This is a genomic window from Lysobacter panacisoli, from assembly GCF_009765165.1.
GTDB lineage: Bacteria > Pseudomonadota > Gammaproteobacteria > Xanthomonadales > Xanthomonadaceae > Lysobacter_J > Lysobacter_J panacisoli.
The window spans coordinates 3,504,144-3,525,836 of sequence record NZ_VLNU01000001.1; the positions used below are offsets into that span (position 1 = coordinate 3,504,144).

17 protein-coding genes are annotated in these 21,693 nt (G+C 67.5%); 8 read left to right on the plus strand and 9 right to left on the minus strand.

Annotated elements, in window-relative coordinates; translation table 11 throughout:
* Positions 1-3: 3 nt before the first annotated feature.
* The 3 genes from FOF45_RS16425 to FOF45_RS16435 all read right to left on the minus strand — a co-directional run bounded on the left by FOF45_RS16425 (position 4) and on the right by FOF45_RS16435 (position 5,254).
* Positions 4-486, minus strand: coding sequence for a glutathione peroxidase (locus FOF45_RS16425; protein WP_158986749.1), 483 nt, complete (start codon positions 484-486; stop codon positions 4-6).
* A 128-nt stretch (positions 487-614) separates the two neighbouring features.
* Positions 615-2,945 (minus strand): TonB-dependent receptor, encoded by a 2,331-nt coding sequence (locus FOF45_RS16430; protein ID WP_199244516.1) that lies wholly within the window; start codon positions 2,943-2,945, stop codon positions 615-617.
* A gap of 254 nt (positions 2,946-3,199) precedes the next feature.
* Positions 3,200-5,254: an amidohydrolase family protein gene (locus FOF45_RS16435; protein ID WP_158986751.1), complete on the minus strand. Its 2,055-nt coding sequence runs from the start codon at positions 5,252-5,254 to the stop codon at positions 3,200-3,202.
* Between the two features lie 160 nt (positions 5,255-5,414).
* Here FOF45_RS16435 and FOF45_RS16440 point away from each other — a divergent pair, with 160 nt between their 5' ends.
* On the plus strand, positions 5,415-7,607 hold the full coding sequence (locus tag FOF45_RS16440) for a M3 family metallopeptidase (RefSeq protein WP_158986753.1): 2,193 nt from the start codon (positions 5,415-5,417) through the stop codon (positions 7,605-7,607).
* 64 nt (positions 7,608-7,671) lie between these two features.
* On the opposite strand, the gene FOF45_RS16445 is transcribed toward FOF45_RS16440, so the two are convergent.
* Positions 7,672-8,007 carry a gamma-glutamylcyclotransferase family protein gene (locus FOF45_RS16445; RefSeq protein WP_158986755.1) on the minus strand — a complete coding sequence of 112 codons (336 nt, stop codon included), beginning with the start codon at positions 8,005-8,007 and terminating at the stop codon, positions 7,672-7,674.
* Positions 8,008-8,176: 169 nt separating this feature from the next.
* Here FOF45_RS16445 and FOF45_RS16450 point away from each other — a divergent pair, with 169 nt between their 5' ends.
* Positions 8,177-9,421 carry an MFS transporter gene (locus tag FOF45_RS16450; protein ID WP_158986757.1) on the plus strand — a complete coding sequence of 415 codons (1,245 nt, stop codon included), beginning with the start codon at positions 8,177-8,179 and terminating at the stop codon, positions 9,419-9,421.
* 10 nt (positions 9,422-9,431) lie between these two features.
* On the opposite strand, the gene FOF45_RS16455 is transcribed toward FOF45_RS16450, so the two are convergent.
* The 3 genes from FOF45_RS16455 to FOF45_RS16465 all read right to left on the minus strand — a co-directional run bounded on the left by FOF45_RS16455 (position 9,432) and on the right by FOF45_RS16465 (position 15,940).
* On the minus strand, positions 9,432-10,757 hold the full coding sequence (locus FOF45_RS16455) for a glycerophosphodiester phosphodiesterase family protein (RefSeq protein WP_233264172.1): 1,326 nt from the start codon (positions 10,755-10,757) through the stop codon (positions 9,432-9,434).
* A 130-nt stretch (positions 10,758-10,887) separates the two neighbouring features.
* Entirely contained in the window at positions 10,888-11,394 is a 507-nt protein-coding gene (locus FOF45_RS16460) for a hypothetical protein (protein ID WP_158986759.1), read from the minus strand.
* A 76-nt stretch (positions 11,395-11,470) separates the two neighbouring features.
* Positions 11,471-15,940: a DEAD/DEAH box helicase gene (locus FOF45_RS16465; RefSeq protein ID WP_158986761.1), complete on the minus strand. Its 4,470-nt coding sequence runs from the start codon at positions 15,938-15,940 to the stop codon at positions 11,471-11,473.
* A gap of 106 nt (positions 15,941-16,046) precedes the next feature.
* On the opposite strand from FOF45_RS16465, the gene FOF45_RS16470 reads away from it, so the two are divergent.
* The 6 genes from FOF45_RS16470 to FOF45_RS16495 are packed head-to-tail and all read left to right on the plus strand — an operon-like array spanning position 16,047 to position 19,152.
* Positions 16,047-16,889 (plus strand): NAD-dependent protein deacetylase, encoded by an 843-nt coding sequence (locus tag FOF45_RS16470; protein ID WP_158986763.1) that lies wholly within the window; start codon positions 16,047-16,049, stop codon positions 16,887-16,889.
* Positions 16,890-16,931: 42 nt separating this feature from the next.
* Positions 16,932-17,468 carry a DUF1801 domain-containing protein gene (locus FOF45_RS16475; protein ID WP_158986765.1) on the plus strand — a complete coding sequence of 179 codons (537 nt, stop codon included), beginning with the start codon at positions 16,932-16,934 and terminating at the stop codon, positions 17,466-17,468.
* 24 nt (positions 17,469-17,492) lie between these two features.
* A complete protein-coding gene (locus tag FOF45_RS16480; protein WP_158986767.1) occupies positions 17,493-17,930 on the plus strand; it encodes a DUF1801 domain-containing protein in 438 nt (145 codons plus the stop codon).
* A gap of 19 nt (positions 17,931-17,949) precedes the next feature.
* Positions 17,950-18,462 carry a helix-turn-helix transcriptional regulator gene (locus FOF45_RS16485; protein WP_158986769.1) on the plus strand — a complete coding sequence of 171 codons (513 nt, stop codon included), beginning with the start codon at positions 17,950-17,952 and terminating at the stop codon, positions 18,460-18,462.
* A complete protein-coding gene (locus FOF45_RS16490; protein ID WP_158986771.1) occupies positions 18,459-18,869 on the plus strand; it encodes a VOC family protein in 411 nt (136 codons plus the stop codon). The genes FOF45_RS16485 and FOF45_RS16490 overlap by 4 nt, the downstream gene beginning before the upstream one ends.
* Positions 18,870-18,921: 52 nt before the next feature.
* The gene (locus tag FOF45_RS16495) at positions 18,922-19,152 is read left to right on the plus strand and encodes a hypothetical protein (RefSeq protein ID WP_158986773.1); all 231 of its coding nucleotides are present in this window, start codon (positions 18,922-18,924) and stop codon (positions 19,150-19,152) included.
* A 78-nt stretch (positions 19,153-19,230) separates the two neighbouring features.
* Here the strand turns inward: FOF45_RS16495 and FOF45_RS16500 are convergent, their stop codons facing one another.
* Positions 19,231-20,652 (minus strand): amino acid permease, encoded by a 1,422-nt coding sequence (locus tag FOF45_RS16500; protein ID WP_158986775.1) that lies wholly within the window; start codon positions 20,650-20,652, stop codon positions 19,231-19,233.
* Positions 20,653-20,811: 159 nt separating this feature from the next.
* Complete coding sequence (locus FOF45_RS16505; RefSeq protein WP_158986777.1) at positions 20,812-21,627, minus strand: OmpA family protein; 816 nt, start codon at positions 21,625-21,627, stop codon at positions 20,812-20,814.
* Between the last annotated feature and the right edge of the window lie 66 nt (positions 21,628-21,693).

Consider the following 21,693-nt stretch of genomic DNA (forward strand, 5'->3'; position numbering starts at 1 on the left):
CGGCTACACCAGCGCGGCTTCGATGTCCTTCGCGATCGCCTCCGGTTTCTCGGTCGGCGCGTAACGCTTGAGCACCTTGCCGTCGCGGCCGATCAGGAACTTGGTGAAGTTCCACTTGATGCCGTCGAAACCGAGCAGCCCACCCTTTTCGTCCTTCAGCCACTTCCACAGCGGATGCGCGGCGTCGCCGTTGACGTCGATCTTGGCGAACAGCGGGAAGGTCACGTCGTAGTTGAGCGAGCAGAAGTTCTTGATCTCCGCTTCGTCGCCCGGCTCCTGGTGGCCGAACTGGTCGCACGGGAAACCCAGCACCGTGAAGCCGCGGTCGCGGTACTCGCGCCAGAGCTTTTCCAGGCCGGTGTACTGCGGCGTGAAACCGCACTGTGAGGCGACATTGACCACCAGCATCGCCTTGCCGCGGAAGTCGCCCAGCGAACGCGGCTGGCCGTCGATGTCGGTGGCGGAGAAATCGTAGGCGGTGGTCATGGCGGCGCTCCGGCTCGGCTCAACCGCAGCATAGCGCCGCCCGGGGCCGACTGGGAGCTTTCCTGACCCCGGACACGACAACGCCGGGACGGGCCCGGCGTTGTCGTGGATCGGGTTGGACCGGACGGTCAGAAGCCGGCCTTGAACTCCACGCCGACCAGGCGCGGTTCGTTGACCATGCCCGTGAGGTTGTTGAAGTCGATCGCGCCAACCACCTGCACCTCGTCCGTGATGTTGCGGCCGTACACGGCGACGTCGTACTTGCCGTAGCCCCAGGTGTAGCCCACGCGCAGGCCGCCTTCGACCAGCGACTTGCCGGTGAACTCTTCCGACTCGTACAGGAAGAAGTTGACGTCGTCGCGGTAGACCCAGTCGGTGTACACGTAGAACTCGCCGCCGTTGTCCATCGGCAGGCCCCAGCGCGCGGTCAGGTTGTGGGTCCACTTCGGCGCCTGCGGCAGCGGGTTGCCGTCGATGTAGAAGCGACCGGTCGGCAGGCCCGTGACCGGATCGATTTCCGGACGGTTCGTGACCGTGCACTGGGCGCAGCCGGCGACGCGCAGATCGGAGTCCTTGATCTCGGTGTCGTTGTAGCTGCTGCCCAGGGTGACCAGCAGGGTGTCGGTCAGGTAGGCCTGGAAATCCAGCTCGAAGCCCTGGCCCACGCTTTCATCGGCGTTGAGCAGGATGTTGGCGTTGGCCGAGCCGCCCACGGCGGTCAGCTGCTGGTCCTCGACCTCGTAGTAGAAGATGCCGGCGTTGATGCGCGCACGGTTGTCCCACAGGTCGGCCTTGATGCCGGCTTCGTAGGAGATCGAGGTTTCCGGTGCGGCGACCGACATGCGGTTGAACGCGCCGGCGGCCTGGATACTGCTGCCGCGGTAGCCGGTGGCGACGCGACCGTAGACGTTCACGTCGTCGTTGATCTCGTACGTGGCCGACAGGTCCCAGCTGAACTTCTTGTCTTCCGGCGAGGACGACAGCGTGCCGCCCGGGCCTTCGGCCGCGAGCAGGTCGGCCTGGGTGCACAGCACCGGACCCGGGATGAAGCCCAGCGTCGGACCGATGCACGGCGCGAAACCGGTGTTCCAGTATTCCTCGACGTTGAGTTCCTTCTCGTCCCACGTGTAGCGGGCGCCGGCACGCAGTTCGAGCTTGTCGGTGGCCTGCCACGTCGCGGCGCCGAACAGCGCCCACGAATCGTTGGTCTGGTTCACGCGCTCGTAGCCGTCCTGGACGCCGTTGTTGAGCGAGTCGTAGCTGAAGCTTTCGACGTCGTAGTCTTCCTTGAAGTAGAAGAAGCCGGCCTGCCAGTTCCACGCGGTGCCGGTGTCGGACTCGATGCGGAACTCCTGCGTCCACTGCGAGTGGTCCGGGATGCCGTCGGCGGTTTCGGACTGGAACGGGATGAAGCCCGGGCCGGTCGCGGTGCCGCCGTCGATGTCGCCGCGGCTGTAGGTCTCGACCGACTCGTAGCCGGTGATCGAGTACAGCGTGTAACCGCCACCCAGCTCCCAGCTCAGGCGGGCGTTCGCGCCCTGGCTGTCGAGCTCGGAGTGGTTGAAGCCGTTGAGCGAGACTTCGTCTTCGTCGAAACCGTCGATCAAGTCGTTGGTGCCCGGCTTGATGATGTTGGCGCGGAACAGGCGCGCGGTGCCGTTGAGGTGGCGCGCGTGCGCGCCCAGCAGCGCCTCGAAACCTTCGCCCTCGTACAGGAACTGCACGCGGCCAGCGGATTCGTCGTAGCCCTCGAAGCTGTCGTTCGGGCCGTCGAAGGTGTTGGTGACCCAGTCGTCGCGACGCTGGAACAGGGCCGACGCGCGTGCCGACCAGTTCTCGGTCAGACCGCCGCCGACGGCGCCTTCCAGGTTCCACATGTTGTCGCTGCCGACGCCGACCTTGCCGTAGCCGCCAAAGTCCTGCGACGGGCGCACGGAGTCGAACTTCACCACGCCGGCCGGGCTGTTGCGGCCGAACAGCGAGCCCTGCGGGCCGCGCAGCACTTCGACGCGGTCCAGGTCGAACACCGGGAAGCCCTTCAGGATCGGGTTCTCCTGCACGACGTCGTCGTACACCAGCGAGACCGGCTGCGAGGTGTTGAGGCGGAAATCGGTGTTGCCGTAGCCGCGGATGTAGAAGCGCGGGAACGCGCGGCCGAACGACGATTCGATGTTGAGGCTGGGCACGCGACCGGACAGGAAGCGCACGTCGTTGCCGCCGGAGCCGTAGGCGTCGAGCTGCTCGGGATTGACCGTGGTCACCGAGACCGGCACGTCCTGCAGGTTTTCGACCTTGCGCTGCGCGGTGACCTGCACCGTGTCGAGCGTGGCGGCTTCCTTCTGCGCCGGGGTGGTTGCGGGCTGCGCGTCCTGCGCGAAAGCCTGGGCCGGCAGCATCAGGGCGATGGCGACGGTCAGGGCGTGACGGGGAAGCTTGCGGGCAAGCGGCTTGGAAGGCATTGAACGGTCTCGATGGGTGGCGTCGGGCGATAGGAGACGCCAAGGGTTCGAAGGCCGACGCAGCGCATGTTTCTCTGACATGCGATACGGCGATGCTTAGGACTCACGCCGTCCCTTGACGGCTTCTTCGACGCGGACCCGTCCCGCGCCTGGCACCGATGTCATGACGGCGCGAATGTTACCAGACGGTTAAACCGGCCGTACCTGCCCGTACGCCTGCCAGATCCGGCAAGGCGCGGGGGCAGGATCGGCAATCAACGTCCGGCGCGGACCTTCACCGCCGGTGCGAACGGCTTGATCCCGAGGGCTTCGTGGATCTCCTCCGGGTAGTACGCCGTCGAACCCTTCAGGACCAGCGCGACCTTGCGGATATCGGCGATGTTCGCCGTCGGATCCCCGTCGATCAGCACCAGATCGGAACGCTTGCCCGGCGCGACGGAGCCCCGCTCCGCCAGCGTCCGGCTGTACTTGGCGCCGTTCCAGGTCGCGATCTGCAGGGCCTGGGACGGCGTCAGCCCGGCTTGCACGTACAGCTCCAGCTCGCGCTGCAGGGTGAAACCGACCATTTCGTCGGTGCCAGCGACCATCGGCACGCCCGCCTTGTAGGCGCGGCCGACGAACTCCACCAGCTTGGCGAAGGAGCGGTCGTACTTGGCCGCAGTGGCGTCGTCGGGGATGTTCATCTCCGCGGCGCGACGGCCGCGCTGCACGTCCGGCGGCAGGTGGTCGGCGACATCGGCGACGATCGGCGACATCTCGCCCTCGCGCTGGTGGATGAACTCGAACGTGGCCAGCGTCGGGTCGATCACCACCTGCTTCGACGCCAGCGTGCCGATGAAGTCCTGCACCGGCTTGCTGTCCAGGTCGAGTCCATCGGTCTTGTCGGCGACCAGGTAGAAGCGCGCGAGCGTCCGCGTGTCGGTCTTGTCGTCGACGAAGAAGTTCAGCATCAGCTGGTTGATGTGCTGGATCTCGTCGAATCCGTCGTCCACCACGTCCTGCGCGCGCAGGAACGCCGGCACGTGTCCGCTCACGCGCAGGCCCTTGGAATGCGCGTAGGCGACCGTGTCCTTGAGCACGTCCTTCGGGAACGAGTTGTAGATCTTGATCTGCGGATAGCCGTGTTCGGCGTACCAGTCCACCGCCTTCTTCGCTTCGTCCAGGTTCTTGATGACGAAGCCGTTGCGCGCGGAGAACTTGCTCTCGCCTTCGATGAAACCGGCCGGCACCACGTCCGGCGACATCAGCGTGCCTGCCTTGATCTCGCCCAGCATCTGCTGGAGCGTGGCGTTGTCGTTGCCCATGTCGCGCACGGTGGTCACGCCCGCGGCGAGGTTGAGTCCGCCGTCCCAGCGACCGACGTGGCCGTGCATGTCGAACAGTCCCGGCAGCAGCACCTTGCCGGCCGCGTCGATGACGTGATCGGCCTTGCCGGCGCTCGATGCCGCCGGCTTCACCGAGACGATCCTGCCGTCCTTCACCAGCACGTCGCTGGCCGCGCCGAGCGTCGCCTTCTCACTGTCGAACACGCGCGCGTTGCGGATCAGGGTGGTGCCGGCGAGCGGATGACCCAGACGCTTGGCCAGGTCGACCAGCGCCTCGCCCTCCGCCTGCTTCTGGCGGGTTTCCAGATCGTTCGCCGAGGCCTGGCAGCCGTCCTCGATCAACTGCAGGAAGCCCGGGTAGATATAGGCGAACAGGCGCGGATTGGCGTCGGTCGTGGTCCAGGCGAAGGTCGGGGTCAGGCCGACGCCGGTGACTGCCACCAGCTGCACGGTGCGCGACGACGCGCCGCACTGCACCTGGGCCTCGCCGACCTTGCGCGAGGTCAGCGTGCCGCTCGGGATCAGCGGCAGCTTGCCGTCCTTGCGCTGCGACAGCGCGTTGAATGCGACGGAGAAGCTCGCCGGTGAGCCGCCCAGCGGCGAATACAGGGCGGTGCCCTGCACCGTCTGCCTGCCCTCGTCCGAGGTCGACTTCCACTGCGCCTCGTCGCCCTTGCGGCTGAAGCTTTCGTCGATCTTCGCGCCGAAGGTCGAAGTGCCCTGCACCTTGTAGGTGACGTACGTGCCGTCCGGGGCCAGGGTGTATTCCTCCTTGAGCTCCGGACCGCGACCGTTATCCTTGAAGACAAAGTCCACCGCCGTGCTGCCATCGTCGCGCACGGTCACGGTCTGGTGGCCGGCCTGCTTGCCGCCGTCCACCAGGGCGACGTAGCGCAGCGTTTCCGCCGCCAGGGCGTGGGGAGCGAGGCTGTACAGGCCCAGGGCCAGCGATCCGGCCAGCGCGAGACGGGACTTGGCGTTCATGCGATTCCTTCCCATGTGCGGACCGCAGCGGCCCGGTGTTCCCGGAGTGTAGCCAGCCTGTGCGGGGGTGGGCCGTTCACCTGCCCATGCCTTTCGTCATAGGTCGGCCCCGGCCCCATCGGGTAGGCTTCGGGCTCCCTTTGACGAGGTCGACCGTCCCATGAAGCACCCTCTCGCGCTGGCGCTGGCCGTGGCTTTGGCCGCAACCGCCCCCACCTATGCGAAAACCCCCAAGGCAGACACCGCCGTGAGTGCGCAAGCCGCGAACCCCTTCCTCGCCGACAGCCCGCTGTCGCTGCACTACCCCCAGTTCGACAAGATCAAGGACAGCGATTTCGCTCCCGCCTTCGACGCCGGCATGGCCGAGCAGCTGAAGGAGATCGACGCGATCGCCAACAACTCCGCGAAGCCGAGCTTCGAGAACACCATCCTCGAGCTGGAGAAGTCGGGCCGCACGCTGAACCGCGCGGTCACCGTGTTCTTCAATCTGGTAGGCACCGACACCAACCCGACCCGCGAGAAGCTGCAGGCCGAGTACGCGCCGAAGTTCTCCGCGCACCGTGACGCGATCAACCTCAACGGCAAGCTGTTCGCGCGCGTGAAGTCGCTGCACGACAACCGCACCACGCTGGGCCTGGACGCACAGGGCGTGCGCCTGGTCGAGCGCTACTACACCGATTTCGTCCGCGCCGGCGCCAACCTGTCCGACACCGACAAGGCCCGCCTGAAGCAGATCAACTCCGAGCTGGCCGCGCTGGGCACCAAGTTCAGCCAGAACGTGCTGGCCGAAGTGAACGCCTCGGCGATCGTCGTCGACACGAAGGAAGAGCTGGACGGCCTGTCCGACGAGCAGATCGCCGCCGCCGCCGAGGCCGCCAAGGCACGCAAGCTCGAAGGCAAGTACGTCATCGCCCTGCTCAACACCACCGGCCAGCCGCCGGAATCCTCGCTGACCAACCGCGCCCTGCGCGAGCGCCTGCACAAGGCGTCGGTCGCGCGCGGCAGCCGCGGCAACGCGTTCGACAACACCGGCATCGTCGCCCAGGTCACCAAGCTGCGCGCCGAGCGCGCGAAGATGATGGGCTACGACAACTACGCCGCGTACGTGCTGGAAGACGAGACCGCCAAGACCCCGCAGGCGGTCAACGCGATGCTCGGCCAGCTCGCCCCGGCCGCCGTCGCCAACGCCAAGCGCGAAGCCGCCGACCTGCAGGCCATGATCGACGCCGAGCAGAAGGCCAAGGGCCAGCCGACCTTCAAGCTGGAGCCGTGGGACTGGTCGTTCTACACCGAGAAGGTCCGCCAGGCGAAGTACAGCTTCGACGAATCGCAGCTCAAGCCGTACTTCGAGATGAAGAACGTGCTCGAGAACGGCGTGTTCTTCGCCGCCGGCCAGCTGTACGGCCTGAAGTTCAAGGAGCGCACCGACCTGCCGAAGTACCACGCCGACACCTGGGTGTACGACGTGTTCAACGAGGACGGCTCGCAGCTGGCGATCTTCATCTTCGATCCGTACGCGCGTGCGTCCAAGCGCGGCGGTGCGTGGATGAACTCCTACGTCGACCAGTCCGGCATGACCGGCTTCAAGCCGGTGGTCGCCAACCACCTCAACATCCCCAAGCCGAGCGAAGGCAAGCCGACGCTGATGACCTGGGATGAGGTCACCACCGCGTTCCACGAGTTCGGCCACGCGCTGCACGGCATGTTCTCGAACGTGCAGTACCCGTACTTCAGCGGCACCAGCGTCCCGCGCGACTTCGTCGAGTACCCCTCGCAGGTCAACGAGATGTGGGCCGACTGGCCGTCGATCCTGGCCAACTACGCCAAGCACTACCAGACCGGCGCGCCGATGCCGAAGGAACTGCTCGACAAGGTGCTGGCCAGCTCGAAGTTCAACCAGGGCTTCGCCACGACCGAGTACCTCGGCGCGGCCATGCTCGACCAGAACTGGCACCAGGCCAATGGCTCGCAGCTGCCGGCCGCCGGCGGCGTGATGGACTTCGAAGCGAGCGCGCTGAAGAAGGACGGCGTCGATTTCTACGCCGTGCCGCCGCGTTACAAGACCCCGTACTTCAGCCACATCATGGGCGGCTACGCGGCCGGCTACTACGCCTACATCTGGTCGGAAGTGCTGGACGCCAACAGCGTGCAGTGGTTCAAGCAGAACGGCGGCCTGACCCGCAAGAACGGCGACCACTTCCGCCAAAGCCTGCTCTCGCAGGGCGGCAGCGAGGACGCGCTGCAGCTGTTCCGCAACTTCGCCGGCCACGATCCGAAGATCGAGCCGCTGCTGGAGAAGCGTGGCCTCACCGCGCCAGCCACAACGACCGGCAACGCCGCGAAGAAGAAGTAAGCCGCTTCACCGCACCACGACGAAGCCGCCCGGGAAACCGGGCGGTTTTTTTTGTTGCACCGGATCAGTCGGTCGTGCGCGCCAGCGCGTAGAGCCAAGCCGCGACCGTCGTGCCGTCCTCCAGCCGCACCTGCGCGAGGACGCGTTCGTAGCCCTCGCCCTCGAACGCATCCAGTCGCTCCCAGTGGCGCGCAAGTTCGGTCGAAGTGAACACCTGTCCCCTCACCTCGCCCGCCTGCGGGTCGAGCACGATGCCCGGGAAGCCCATCGCCGCGCCCCAGCCTTCCTGGCGCAACGTGCCGTTGACGGTCGCCGGCTGCCAGCTTCCGGGAACGTCGCCCAGCACGTGTGCATTCGCGCGGCCCGGGGCAAGCGATCCGTAGACGAAGAGTCGGTCCATCGCGGCACCGTGACAGACGCCTGCGCGACGATCAACGCCACGCGTGCAACGCGGTGGCGACGCCAGTGGCTCCGGTCGCGCGCGGGCCGCCGCAGGGCCATTCATGTCGTCGCATTGTCGAATCCTTGCGCCTTGGCTCGTCCACCATGAAACCGCCCGGACATCGCCCATGAATGCCTCCGCTTCGGCCGTGAACTACCCGATGGACCGCAACTGGCCGCTGGTCGCGGCCGGCGCGGTGATGGGATGCGTGGCGATCGGCGTGATCTTCTCGCTCGCCGTGCTGCTGGGTCCGATGAGCACGGCGACCGGCTGGTCGCGCAGCGGGTTGTCGAGCGCGATGACATTGGCCTTCCTCACCTCGGGGCCGGCGGGCTTCGTTTGGGGAATGCTGAGCGACCGGTTCGGACCTCGCGTGGTCGTGCTGGCTGGTTCGGTGCTGCTCGGGCTGTCGTGCATCCTCGCCAGCCAGGCGGCCAACCTGGTGCAGTTCCAGCTCACCTACGGCGTGCTGCTGGGCATCTCCATCGCGAGCTTCTTCGCCCCGGTGATGGCCGCGGTCGCGTCCTCGTTCGAGCGCCGTCGCAATCTCGCGGTGTCGCTGGTGTCGGCCGGCGTGGGTGTCGCTCCCCTGACGCTGTCGCCGCTGGTCGCGTGGCTGGTCACGCACTACGACTGGCGCACCACGTTGCTGATGGTCGGCGTGATCGCATGGGTGCTGACGCTGCCGGCGGTGTGGTTCATCCGTGCGGCGCCCGCTGCCACGCAGCCCGTCGCGGAGAACGAAACGGCCTCGCCGATGACCGCTTCGCAGGCGCTGCGTTCGATGCCCTTCATCGTGCTGGCGACGACGTTCTTCGCGTGTTGCGCCGCGCACTCGGGACCGATCTTCCACACCGTGAGCTACGCCGTCGGCTGCGGGCTCAGCGTGACGGCGGCGGTGACCATCTACAGCATGGAAGGGGCGGCCGGGCTCGGCGGGCGACTGCTGTTCGGCGTGCTCGCCGATCGCGTCGGCGCCAAACCGATGCTGGTCGCGGGGTTGTTCATCCAGGCCTTCGCCGCAGTCGCTTACCTGCGCGTCAACCAGCTCGACGGGTTCTACATGGTCGCCATCGTGTTCGGCATGGCTTACGGCGGCACGATGCCGCTGTACGCGTCGCTGGCGCGCGAAGCGTTCCCGCCGCAGATCCTCGGCACCGTGCTCGGCGCGGCGAGCCTGCTCTCCAGTCTCGGCATGGCGCTGGGGCCGCTGCTCGGCGGCTGGGTGTTCGACCACTTCGGCAGTTACACGTGGATGTACATCGGTTCGATGGCGGTCGGCCTGGGCGCCGCCGCCATCGCCCTGTTCCTTCCGTCGAAGCGTCGCGCCAGGAACGACGACGACGGCCTCGCACCTGTGTTGCAGGAGTGACGATCGCCGCTCAGCGTTCGCGCTGACGGTTGATCTCGAGGAACACCTCGCGTGCGAGCACGCCCTGGTCCGGCTGGTCGATGAAGAAGCCCTGCACGCCCAGGCCGTACAACTGCACGGCCTCGGCTACGACCGACTGCGGCACGCCGCCCGGCGTCTGCGCGAGATAGACCTCCTCGGCGCGCAACGTGTACGGATGCACCTGCAGGCCGGCCTTGAGCGCCCATGCGAGCATCGGATGCACCAGCCCGGTGCCCTGCCCCGCAAGCTCGGCCTTGCCGTCGCCATTGGCATCGACCGGCGCCTGCAGCGTCTGCCGCGGCAGCAGGTTGCCCTTCCACGGACCGACACCGCTGGCGTAGTTGGCCTTCATCCATGCCAGCACGGGCTCGCTGGTGAACGCACCGTAGCGCGTGGCTGCATCGATGCCGCCCGCCTGCTGCACCAATCCGCCGTACACCGCCGACAGGTCTGCGCCGTGCGCGAGGTTGTACGTGATGTCGTAAGGCGTCGCGCCCTGGAAGTCGTCGTACAGCTGCACCAGCGGCAGATCGATGCCGGCCGCGGGCATCAGCTTCTTCTTCAGCTCGACCAGGTTCTCGAACTCGAAGCTCTGGATGTACACGCGGCGCGGATCGGTGAAGCGCTGTTGCACCAGCGTCTCGACCAGCTTCGCGCCGAGCGAGACGCCGATCGGCTTGCCGTCGATGCGCCGACCTTCGCGCGCGAAGTACGTCGGGTGCTTGGTTTCGGGATAGATGCCGATGCGCCGACCGTTGCGGCTTTCGCGCTTGGCCAGCTCGATCACCTCGACCAGCGTCGGCACGGAATACATGCCGTCGAAACGCGTGTTGTCCGGACGGATCGCCGGGATGCGTTCCTTCGCGCGCAGCGTCTTCAGCTCGGCGAGCGTGAAGTCCTCGGTGAACCAGCCCGTCATCGCCACGCCGTCGATGGTCTTGGTCGTACGGCGCGAGGCGAACTCCGGATGCGACGCGACGTCGGTGGTGCCCGAGATTTCGTTCTCGTGGCGCGCGACCAGCACGCCGTCCTTCGTCGCGACCAGATCGGGTTCGATGAAATCCGCGCCCTGGCGGATCGCCAGTCGGTATGCCTCGAGTGTGTGTTCAGGCCGATAACCGCTGGCGCCGCGGTGGGCGATGACGATCAGCCCGTGCTGGCCCGGCGGATCGGACGGACGATGGCGGTCGGCGGCGCTCATCGCCGCATCATCGGCGAAAGCGGCGGAACTGGCGAACAGCGCCAGCAGCATCGCGCAGGCGGCCGGGCGATCCGGGCGACGGCGACGTTCGGGCGTGCGGCAACGCGTGTGCATGGTCTCGCTCCTTGCGGACAGGGGATGCCGGCTCCCCCGTGCAACCGGCCTGGCCATGCTCACGAAGCAAGATTGCGCCGCGTTGACCGTGGCGGGTCAAGCGTGATCGAACGCACGTGCGACGGTGGGTTCACGGTCCGACTTTGGCCTTCTTCTTCACAGGAGCCTTCTTCGCCCGCTCCGCCGCCTGCCGTGCGCGGACGCTGCGGATCTCCGCGGGCAACTCGCGCTGAAATAATGCAAGCAACTCCGCCGTGGCGTCGTGGTCGATGGGCTTGCCTGCGGATGTGGTCGCGGTGACCTTCGTGGTGATCCGGTTACCGGTCTGCGCCGCCGGAAGCGCCTTGGTGAGCACGAAGAAATCGACGCCGCGATAGCGGAGCGAATACAGGTCGAGCATCTGCGCGCGCCCGTGGTATTCCACGCCCTGCGTGCGCACGGCGATCTGGCCGACCGCATTCCAGGTATCGAGCTTGTCCGCCTCGATGGTGAACTCGCCGCGTGTCTTCGCCGGCGCGGTCACCAGCGGTGGCGGAGCCGCCGGCGCCGGCGCGGAGACGTCCACCACGGGCTCGCGCGTGCGACATCCCGGGACGACCAGGAGGAGTACAAGCAGCAGGAAAGCGAGCGTGCGCATGGACAGTCCTTCACCGCACGGTGTGCCACAAGCGCCGTCAGCGTCGGGCGAAGGCCGACGTCGCAGTGACGGCGCCCTACGTAGCGACTGGCACGATGAAGCCGGCTATCGAGCGCTCCGGCTCGCGCAGCAGCGTGCGACGCACCGCGGCTTCCTCTCCGTGCGGCAGTTCGTCGAGGATCGCGACCTCGCCCGACACCAGCGTCGCCAGCGGCACGCCATCTCGGAACAGGATGCGCGAACCGGCGATGCGCGCGACCTTCTCGCCGCTGACGATGGTGCCGACCAGGTTGAGCGGATCGACCGCCGAGACCGTCACCATCGCGCCGTCGTGCGGGCGCTGGCGCACCTGGCGCAGCAGGCCGATCGCCTCGGGCAATGCGAACTGCTCGCCCGACAGGCCGGAGATGAAACGGCCGCCGCGGATTTCGCCACGCGCTTCGAGCCGGTGGTACACGCGCACCAGTTCGCGCCACGGCGGCAGCCATTGCGCCTCGCGTTCGAGCAGGCGCCAGCACACCACGCCATAGCGTCGCAGCAGCGTGCGCGCGACATGCTCGACATCCTCCGGCGAACGTGCGGCCTCCGTCGTGGGACGACGGATCAGCGCCCAGCGTCCGGCATCCTCGATGCCGAACAACGCGGCACGGCGACGTCGTCCGTTGTGCGCGCTCGGACGCTTCGACGCGGGCACCAGCAACGCACGCAGTCCGGCATAACTGTCGCAGTGCACGCGGCCGCGCGCGACCAGTTCGGCCAGCGCGTCCTCCAGTTCGGTGCGCAGCAGGTGCGCGCCGCCGACGAGTTCGTCGAAGAAGGACGCGCCGTGTTCGGCGAGATGATCGACCACCTTCTGCGCACGCGACGACAAGGCGTCATCGGAGGCCGGCGGCGGTGCGAGGCGCGTCCATACCGCGGCGTCGCGGCGAGGCAGCAGCACCACCGGCGTGGCCCGCACCGGCGTGCTGCCGCGCGTGTTGGCGCCCTCGCCGCTGCCGGCGCGCAGGCGCGTCCACAACGTGCGGCCCGCGGTGCACAGGTCGTCCAGCCACGAGATCGAATAGTCGTTGACGCGCGCCGGTAGCAGTTCGGATTCCCACGCCGCGGCCGGTGCTTCGAAACCTTCCAGCTGCGCGAGCACGCCCGCCAGTGCCTCCGGGCCATTCACGCGCGCGGACGGCGCGACGCGCTGCCAGTCGAACAGGAAACGCATGAAGTCGCGCGGTGCGACCGGTTCGATCTCGCGACGCAGGCGCTTGAGCGTGTAACGGTGGATGCGCGCGAGAAGATGACGTTCGCACCACTCATCCACCGCGACGCGGGGCGTGAAGCGTCCCTGCATCACGTAGCCTTCGGTCTGCAGGCGCAACAAGGCGAGGTCGACGTCGCCGCGCGGCAGCGACAGATCATCGGCGATGACCTGCGCCGGCGTCGGGCCGAGACCCGTCAGGCGCGACCGCAACAGCTCCACCAACGCGTCCTCGCGTTCCCACGGTTGCGCGGCGTACTCGGCGGGCGCTTCGATCGGCGGATGCAGCGGTGCGCCGGCAAAGATCGCCTGGATCTGCGGCAGGCGTTCGGCCGCGATCCACAAACCGTGGCCGTCGGGGCTGCGCAGGCCGACCGGGCGATCCAGCGCGGGCGGTTCCAGTTTCGTCGCACGATGCGCCTTGATCAGCCGCTGCAGCCAGTCGGCCCAGCCGTTCTCGCGCACTTCTCGCGAAGTCACCGCGCCCAGGCCCATCAGCGCCTCATGCATCTCGTCGGCGTTGCGCACCTGCGGCCAGCATTCCTCGCGCACCGCGTCGATGGCGTCGGCGTCGAGGCGACCGAGATCGTCGGCACTGCGTGCATCGCTGTAGCGGCGCGACTGCACCGCCTGCGTACGGCGTTCTTCCAATGGCGCGTCGTCGAGGAAGGCGTAGGGGCGCGCGTTCAGCACTTCCGCCGCGAACGGTGACGGCGCGCTGAGATCACGCGCGACCACCTGCACCTCGCCCGATTCCATCGCGCGCAGCAGGTCGAGCCAGCCGTCCACGTCCATCGCTTCGTGCAGACAGTCGTGCAGCGTCTGCGCGACCAACGGGTGGTCGGGCACTTCGCGCTCGCCGACAAGGTTCTCCGCACACGCCACCTGATCGGGGAATACCGTCGCCAGCAGGTCTTCCGACTTCATTCGCTGCAACTGCGGTGGAACCTTCTTGCCGCCGACGAAGCGCGGCAGCGCGAGCGCGGTCGTCGCGGCCCAGCGCCAGCGCACGCCGAACAGCGGCGCATCGAGCAGCGCCTGCACCAGCACGTCCTGTGCCGAAGCCGAATGCAGATAGCGCGCGACTTCATCGAGCGGGAAGCTGTGCGCGGTCGAGAGCGACAGGATGATCGCGTCCTCGGTGGCCGCGGCCTGCAGCTCGAAGTTGAACTTTCGGCAGAAGCGCTTGCGCAGCGCCAGCCCCCACGCGCGATTGATGCGGCTGCCGTACGGGGTGTGGATCACCAGCTGGGTGCCGCCGGATTCGTCGAAGAAGCGCTCCAGCACCAGCGTCGTCTGCGTGGGCATCGCGCCCAGTGCGGCGGCGGTGCTGGCGAGGTAGTCGACGACCTGGCGCGCGGCTTCGGCGGTCAGCTGCAGTTCGCCGGTGAGCCAGCCGAATGCATCGCTGTTCTCGATGTGCGCGAGCAGCCCGTTGTCGTCTCCTTCCCGGCTATCGACCGACGGATCGATGCCGGTCTGCGGTAACGGTGTCAAGCGCGCCGTTACGGCCTCGCGCAGGCGCGACACCGCATGCGAGAGTTCGTCGGTGCGACCCGGCGCTTCGCCGAGCCAGAACGGGATGCTCGGCGGCGCGCCCTGCGCGTCTTCCACGCGAACCTTGCCGGGCTCCACGCGCAGGATGCGGTAACTCGCGTTGCCGAGCTGGAAGATGTCGCCGGCCATGCTCTCGATGGCGAAATCTTCATTGACCGTGCCGATGAACACCGACTCCGGTTCGACCACCACCGAGTAGTCCGCGGTGTCCGGAATCGTGCCGCCCGACATCAGTGCGGTCGTGCGCCCACCCTTGCGCCCACGCACGACGCGGTTGACCGCATCGCGATGCAGGTAACCGGCACGGATGCCGCGGCGCGTGGTGAAGCCGTCGGCCAGCATGCGCACGATCGCGTCGAAATCCTTGCGCTTGAGCTTCGCGTACGGCCACGCGCGCCGCACCCAGTCGTAGAGCGCGTCCTCTTCCCACTCGCGGCATGACGCTTCGGCGACGATCTGCTGCGAGAGCACGTCGAGCGGCGCATCGGGCAGCATCAGCGCGTCGAGTTCGCCGCGACGCACGCTGTCGAGCAATGCCGCACATTCGACCAGCTCGTCGCGCGTCTGCGGAAACAGCCGCCCTTTCGGCGTTCCGCCCACCGCGTGACCGGAACGTCCCACGCGTTGCAGGAACGCGGCGATCGATCGCGGCGATCCGAGCTGGCAGACCAGGTCGACGTCACCAATGTCGATACCCAGCTCCAGCGACGCGGTCGCAACCAGCACGCGTAGTTCACCGCGCTTGAGCCGCTGCTCGGCATCCAGCCGGAGTTCCTTCGACAGGCTGCCGTGGTGTGCAGCCACCACCTCCTTGCCCAGCTTCTGCGCGAGGTTGTGCGCGGCGCGCTCGGCCATGCGCCGCGTGTTGACGAACACCAGCGTGGTGCGGTGCTGTTCGACCAGTTCGGTCAGGCGTGCATAGACCTGGTCCCACTGGTCGTTGGACATCACCGCACTCAGCGGCGTCGGCGGCAGTTCCAACGCGAGATCGCGCTGGCGCGTGTAGCCGATGTCGACGATCTCGCAATCCGGCGTGCCGTCGGCGGCGATCGCGGCACTGCCGACGAGGTAGCGCGCGACTTCCTCGATCGGCTTCTGCGTGGCCGACAAGCCGATGCGGGTAAGACGATGGCCGCACAGCGCTTCCAGTCGTTCCAGCGACAGCGCGAGATGGCTGCCGCGCTTGCTAGCCGCGACGGCGTGGATTTCGTCCACGATCACCGTGCGCACGGTCGAGAGCATCGCCCGGCCGGAATCCGAACCGAGCAGCACGTACAACGATTCCGGCGTGGTCACCAGGATGTGCGGCGGCTTGCGTCGGGTAAGCGCACGCTCGGCCTGCGGCGTGTCGCCGGTGCGTACGGCGGTGCGGATCTCCACGTCCGCCAGCCCCATCGTCGCCAGTTCCTCGCGAATGCCCGCGAGCGGCGCTTCGAGATTGATGCGGATGTCGTTGGACAGCGCCTTCAGCGGCGAGACGTAGACGACGAAGGTTTCGTCCGGCAGCGCGGACTGCGCGAACAGGCCATGTCGCTCAACGTTGTCCAGACCCTGCCGCACCAGACCATCGATGGCGGTCATGAACGCCGTCAGAGTCTTGCCCGAACCCGTCGGCGCGGCGACCAGCGTGTTGCGTCCGCTGCGGATCGCCGGCCACGCGCGCACCTGCGCCGCGGTGGGCGCCGGAAACGCCCGGGCGAACCAGGCGGCGACGGCGGGATGGAAGGCGTCCAGGGGCATGGGGCGATGGTGCCGGCGGTGCGTCTCAGTCCGTGAGACGGGGATGGTCCAGAGCCCGGCAACGCGGCGTCACGGACGCGACGGCCGAGGATGAGAAGATGGTGGCATGTCCGCGATCGCCAACCCCGTCGTTCAGGTTTCCGCTGGCGAGCGCCTGCGTGATTGGCTGGCGCCGCTGCGGCGGGTGTTCGTGCTGACCGGGGCCGGTGCCAGCACGGAGTCCGGCATCCCCGACTATCGCGACGCCGACGGCCAATGGAAGCGCAGCCCACCCGTGACCTACCAGGCCTTCACCGGCGATGCACGGGTCAACGCACGCTACTGGGCGCGCAGCTTCATCGGCTGGCCGCGCATCGCGCAGGCGCAGCCGAATGCGGTGCATCGCGCGCTCGCCACGTGGGAGCCGGCCGGACGCCTGTCCGCCCTGCTCACCCAGAACGTGGACGGGCTGCACCAGCGCGCCGGCAGTCGCGAAGTGATCGACCTGCACGGACGCCTGGACGGTGTCGTCTGCCTGGGCTGCGGCGAGCATTCCGCGCGCGCGGACCTTCAGGAACGGTTGACGTCGATGAATCCCGACTGGGCCGGGCTCGACGCGCGCACTGCGCCGGACGGCGATGCCGACCTCGACGGACACGACTTCACCACGTTCCGCGTGGCGGCCTGCGTGCAGTGCGGCGGCATGCTCAAGCCCGACGTGGTGTTCTTCGGCGAGAACGTGCCGCGTGTCCGCTCGCAGCAGGCCTTCGCGGCGCTGCAGGCGTCGGACGCGCTGCTCGTGATCGGTTCGTCGCTGATGGTGTATTCGGGATTCCGTTTCGCGCGCATGGCCAGCGAGGCGGGCCTGCCGGTGGCGATCCTCAACCGCGGCCGCACGCGCGCGGACGAACTGGCGCAGTTGAAGATCGAAGCCGACGCGGGTGAAACGTTGCAGGTCGCGCTGGCCTGAGCGAACCGGATTGGCACGGACAAGGCAGACGGAGGAAGACGCATGGCGGACACGACGTCCCGGGAACCGGCGAAGAAGCCGACGAAGAAGGCCGTGAAGACGATCGCGAGCAAGGCCGCGAAGCAGGTCGCCACGAAGGCCGCCACACCAGCCAAGCGCGCCGCCGCCAAAACCGCGACACCGAAACTGCTCTCCGGCGGCAATCCGCAGATCCCCAAGGGCTACGGCGAGGCGCCGATCCGGGCCTATATCGCCGCGATGCCCGGCTGGAAGCGCGACATCGGCGAACGCATCGACGCACTCGTGACCCACGCCGTCCCCGGCGTGCACAAGGCGATCAAGTGGAACTCGCCGATGTACGGAATGGAGGACGACGTCTGGTTCCTGAGCCTCCACTGCTTCGACCGCTACATCAAGGTGGCATTCTTCCGTGGCGCCTCGCTGCGGCCGGTGCCGCCCGAGGCATCGAAGACGAAGGAAACGCGTTACCTCCACATCCACCAGGACGAACCGTTCGACGAAGCACGCTTCACCGATTGGGTGAAGCAGGCGAGCCGGCTGCCCGGCGAACGGATGTGATCCCTCTCCTCAGGACATCGACTCATGGAAAAGAAGCAGAACGGTGCGAAGGACGCGACGACCGATGACGCCTCGCAGCGGATCGACGAACGCATCGCCGGGCTGGAGGACTGGCGCGGCAAGGCGCTCGCGCAGATCCGCAAGATCATCCGCGATGCCGATCCCGACGTGGTCGAGGAGTGGAAATGGAGCGTGCCGGTGTGGTCCCACGACGGCATCCTCTGCACTGGCGAGGTTTACAAGGCCGCGGTGAAGATGACCTTCGCCAAGGGCGCGTCGCTGGACGATCCTTCGGGCCTGTTCAATTCCAGCCTCGACGGCAACACGCGTCGCGCGATCGACGTGCGCGAGGGCGACAAGCTCGACGAGAAGGCGCTGAAGGCGTTGATCCGCGCGGCGGTGGCGCTCAATACTTCGAAACAAGCCAAGCCTGCCGCGGCGCGCGCGCGCAAGAAGACCTGAGCGACGCGACGATCCGCCCATGAGCACGCCCTCCGACAGGCCACCACCGCGCGTCCGCCAGGATCCGGAACTGCTGCGGCGCCTGCTGCGCGCGAAGGACCGCATGGACGCGGCCTCGCACGAGGACTGGCCGGTGCACCGGCTGGCGAAGGTCAGCAACGTCTCCGAAGCGCACTTCGCACGTTCGTTCAAGGACGCCTTCGGCGTGCCGCCGCACCGTTACCTGCTCACGCGCCGGATCGAACGCGCCAAGGCGCTGCTGCGCGACACCGAGCAACCGATCCTCGACATCGCGCTGCAGACCGGATGGAACAGCCTGGGCACGTTCGGCCGCACGTTCCGCGACATCACCGGCGAAAGCCCCGGCGAGTTGCGCGCCCGCGAGCAGGCGGCGCAGCACGAACTGCGACGCGTGCCGCACTGCTTCGTCAGCGCCGCGCAGCGGCCCGGACTCACCACCGCAGTTTCGGAGAAGCGACGTCGCGAGGCCGATGCTACAAAAGACGCCCCAATCAAATCGGAGGCGACATGAGCCAAGGTATCGGAGTAGTCGGGCTGTACGTTCGCGATCAGGACGAGTCCCTCGATTTCTACGTCGGCAAGCTAGGATTCCGCGTGCATACCGACGCGCGCAATGGCGACTACCGCTGGCTGACGGTGCAGCATCCCGACCAGCCCTCGTTCCAGCTCGGCCTGTTCAAGCCGCAGGCGCCGGTGCTCGATGACGCGACCGCGCAGAGCGTGCGCGAGATCGTCGCCAAGGGCGCGATGCCGCCGCTGGTGCTCAACGTCGACGACTGCCGCGCGTCCTACGACCGCCTGCGCGCGCTCGGCGTGGAGTTCACCCAGCCGCCCGAGGCGCGCTACGGCAACGTCGACGCCAATTTTCGCGACCCTTCCGGCAACGGCTGGAAGATGATCGAGTCCCGGCGCAACTGACGCCGGCTGCCCAACAGGGGAACGTCTGCCCGAGCCTGGAAAGGAGGACCCATTGAACTGGAACAAATGGATTCGGCAGTTCCACCGCTGGCTGTCGATCGCCTTCACGGTGGCCGTCATCATCAACCTGATCGCGCTGGCGCAGCAGAAGCTCGCGACCTGGGTCGGCCTGCTCGCGCTGTTCCCGCTGATCCTGCTGATGATCACCGGGCTGTATCTGTTCGCACTGCCCTACGCCACGCGCTGGCGCGGCGGCGAGCGAGCCGCGCGGGAACGGGCGTGACGACGCGAACGCGATGATCCGAAAACAGAAAGGGCGCCAGATGGCGCCCTTTCTTCATGCCTTCGCCGGGGTCGCGGCTCAGGCTTCCTTGCCGCGTGCGAGCAGGCTCGCGCGGCGGCTGTAGAGCACGTAGACGATCACGCCCAGCACGTTCCACACGAGGAACCACAGCTGCGTGGTGCGCGGCAGGCTCCAGAACAGGTACAGGCAGCCGAGGATCGCGATCGGGCCGACCACCCACGCCAGCGGTGTGCGGAACAGGCGCGTGCGGTTCGGATCGCGCTTGCGCAGGACCAGGAGGCAGGCCGCGACCGCGATGAAGGCGGCCAGCGTACCGGCGTTCGCGAGCGCCGCTATCTCGTCCAGACGCGCCACGCCGGCCAAAGCCGCGACGAGGATCGCGGTGAACACGGTGGTCGCGACCGGCGTGCCGGTGCGCGCGTTGACCTTCGACAGGCCGCGCGGCAGCAGGCCGTCGCGCGACATCACGAAGAAGATGCGGCTCTGGCCGTACAGGAACGCCAGCAGCACGGTCGGCAGCGCGATCACCGCCGCCGCTGCGATCACGGTGGCAGCCTTGCCCTGCCCCAGTTCGCGCAGGATCAGCGCCAGCGGCTCGGGACTGTTGCCGAACACGGTGTAGCTCATCGCACCAACCGCGGCCAGCGCCACGATCATGTAGATCAGCGTGCAGCCGACCATCGAGCCGACGATGCCGATGGACAGGTCGCGGCCGGGGTTCTTGGTCTCCTCCGCGGCGGTGGAGATCGCGTCGAATCCGTAGAACGCGAAGAAGATGATCGCCGCCGCGGCCATGACGCCGCGCTCGACGCCGTCCGCGCCCATTTCCTTGGCGAAGCCGAACGGCATGAACGGCTGGGTGTTTGCGGCATCGAAATGCGGCAGCGCGATCGCCACGAACACCGCCAGCGCGATGACCTTCAGCACCACCAGCACCGCATTGAGCGTGGCGCTCTCGCGCGTGCCAGCCATCAGCAGGCCCGCGACGACGAACACGATCGCCACCGCCGGCAGGTTGACCACGCCGCCTGCATGCGGTCCTGCGGTCAGCGCCAACGGCAGGTCGACGCCGAGCCCCTTGAGGAAGCCCACCGCATAGCCGGACCAGCCGACCGCGACCGTGCTCACCACCAGCGAGTATTCGAGGATCAGGCTCCAGCCCACCACCCAGGCGATCGCCTCGCCCAGCACGATGTAGCTGTAGGTGTAGGCGCTGCCCGCAGCCGGCATCATCGTTGCCATCTCGGCGTAGGCCAGCGCCGCGCAGGCGCAGACGATGCCCGCGACCAGGAACGACAGCAGCACCGCCGGGCCGGCGAGGTTCGCGCCGACGCCGATCAGGGTGTAGATGCCGGTGCCGACGATGGCGCCGATGCCCAGCGCGATCAGGTGTGGCCAGCTCAGCGTGGGGATGAGGCGACGCCCTTCCTCATGCTCGGTGACCTGATCGATGTTCTTGCGCCGGAGCCATGTCTGCATGGAGCCCTCGTTCGAGCCGATGGAAAGGCGCCATGTTGAAGCATCCGGGACGAGGATGCGATGTGCACTGCAACTTGCCGGGCGCGACCCGGCAGAGTACGGGAGCGTACGTCGATCCCGTACGTTGGACGGCCGCCCGCTTTGGGGCGGCCGTGTCGGTCAGCGCGATCCCTCGACGATGATCTCGACTCGACGGTCCGGCTGCAGGCAGGCGACCAGATCCGTCCGCGAGAGCGAGGCGGCGCAGTGCGATACCGGTTCCCGCTCGCCCTTGCCGACCGCGACGATCGCTTCAGCCGGCACGCCGTTACGCACGAGGAACTCGCGCACGGTGTTGGCACGACGCTGCGACAACACGTCGTTGCTGTGCTCGTCGCCGATACGGTCGGTGTGCCCGATCACCTGGACACGCGGTGCATTGGCGGCAGCGAGCTCCTGTGCGATCGATGCCAGTTCGTCCTGCGTGGACTGCCTGTCGCCGAGCGAGGAACTGCCAAAGGAAAACAGCGCGTCGGCCGACAGCGTGAAGCGCTTCTCGCTTGCCGGCTCCTGCGGCCTGCGCGCCGCGGCCGCCGCAGGTGCAAGACACGATTCGGGCAGCCAATGGAAGCTCTGTCCCTTCTCGTGTTCGTCGAAGACCACCTTGTACTGGCAGGTCGTGACCTGAGAACCGGCGCGGAAGTGGAACAGGTAGTCCCACTCGGTCACATGACCGAAACCCTCGCGGAAATGCGGGCGGCCGATAAGGGCGTACAGCTGGTCCTTGGTGACGCCGGGAGCGATCTGGCTCAGCGCTTCGCGCGTGGGGAACGTGCCTTCCTTGAGGACGAGGTGGTCCAACGAGGGGAAGGTCACTTCGCCCACGACCTGGCCCGCGTCGGAAACATCGCGGCTGACATGTTGCGTGCAGCCGATGCTACCGAGCGCGAATGCCGTCAACACGAGGGCGATTGCGGATTTCTTGCAGGTGTTCATGACTTGATTCTTGGAAGAGGAATTCGAGCGGACGAAAGTCCGGGCAGATTCGGGTCGAGTGGCGGG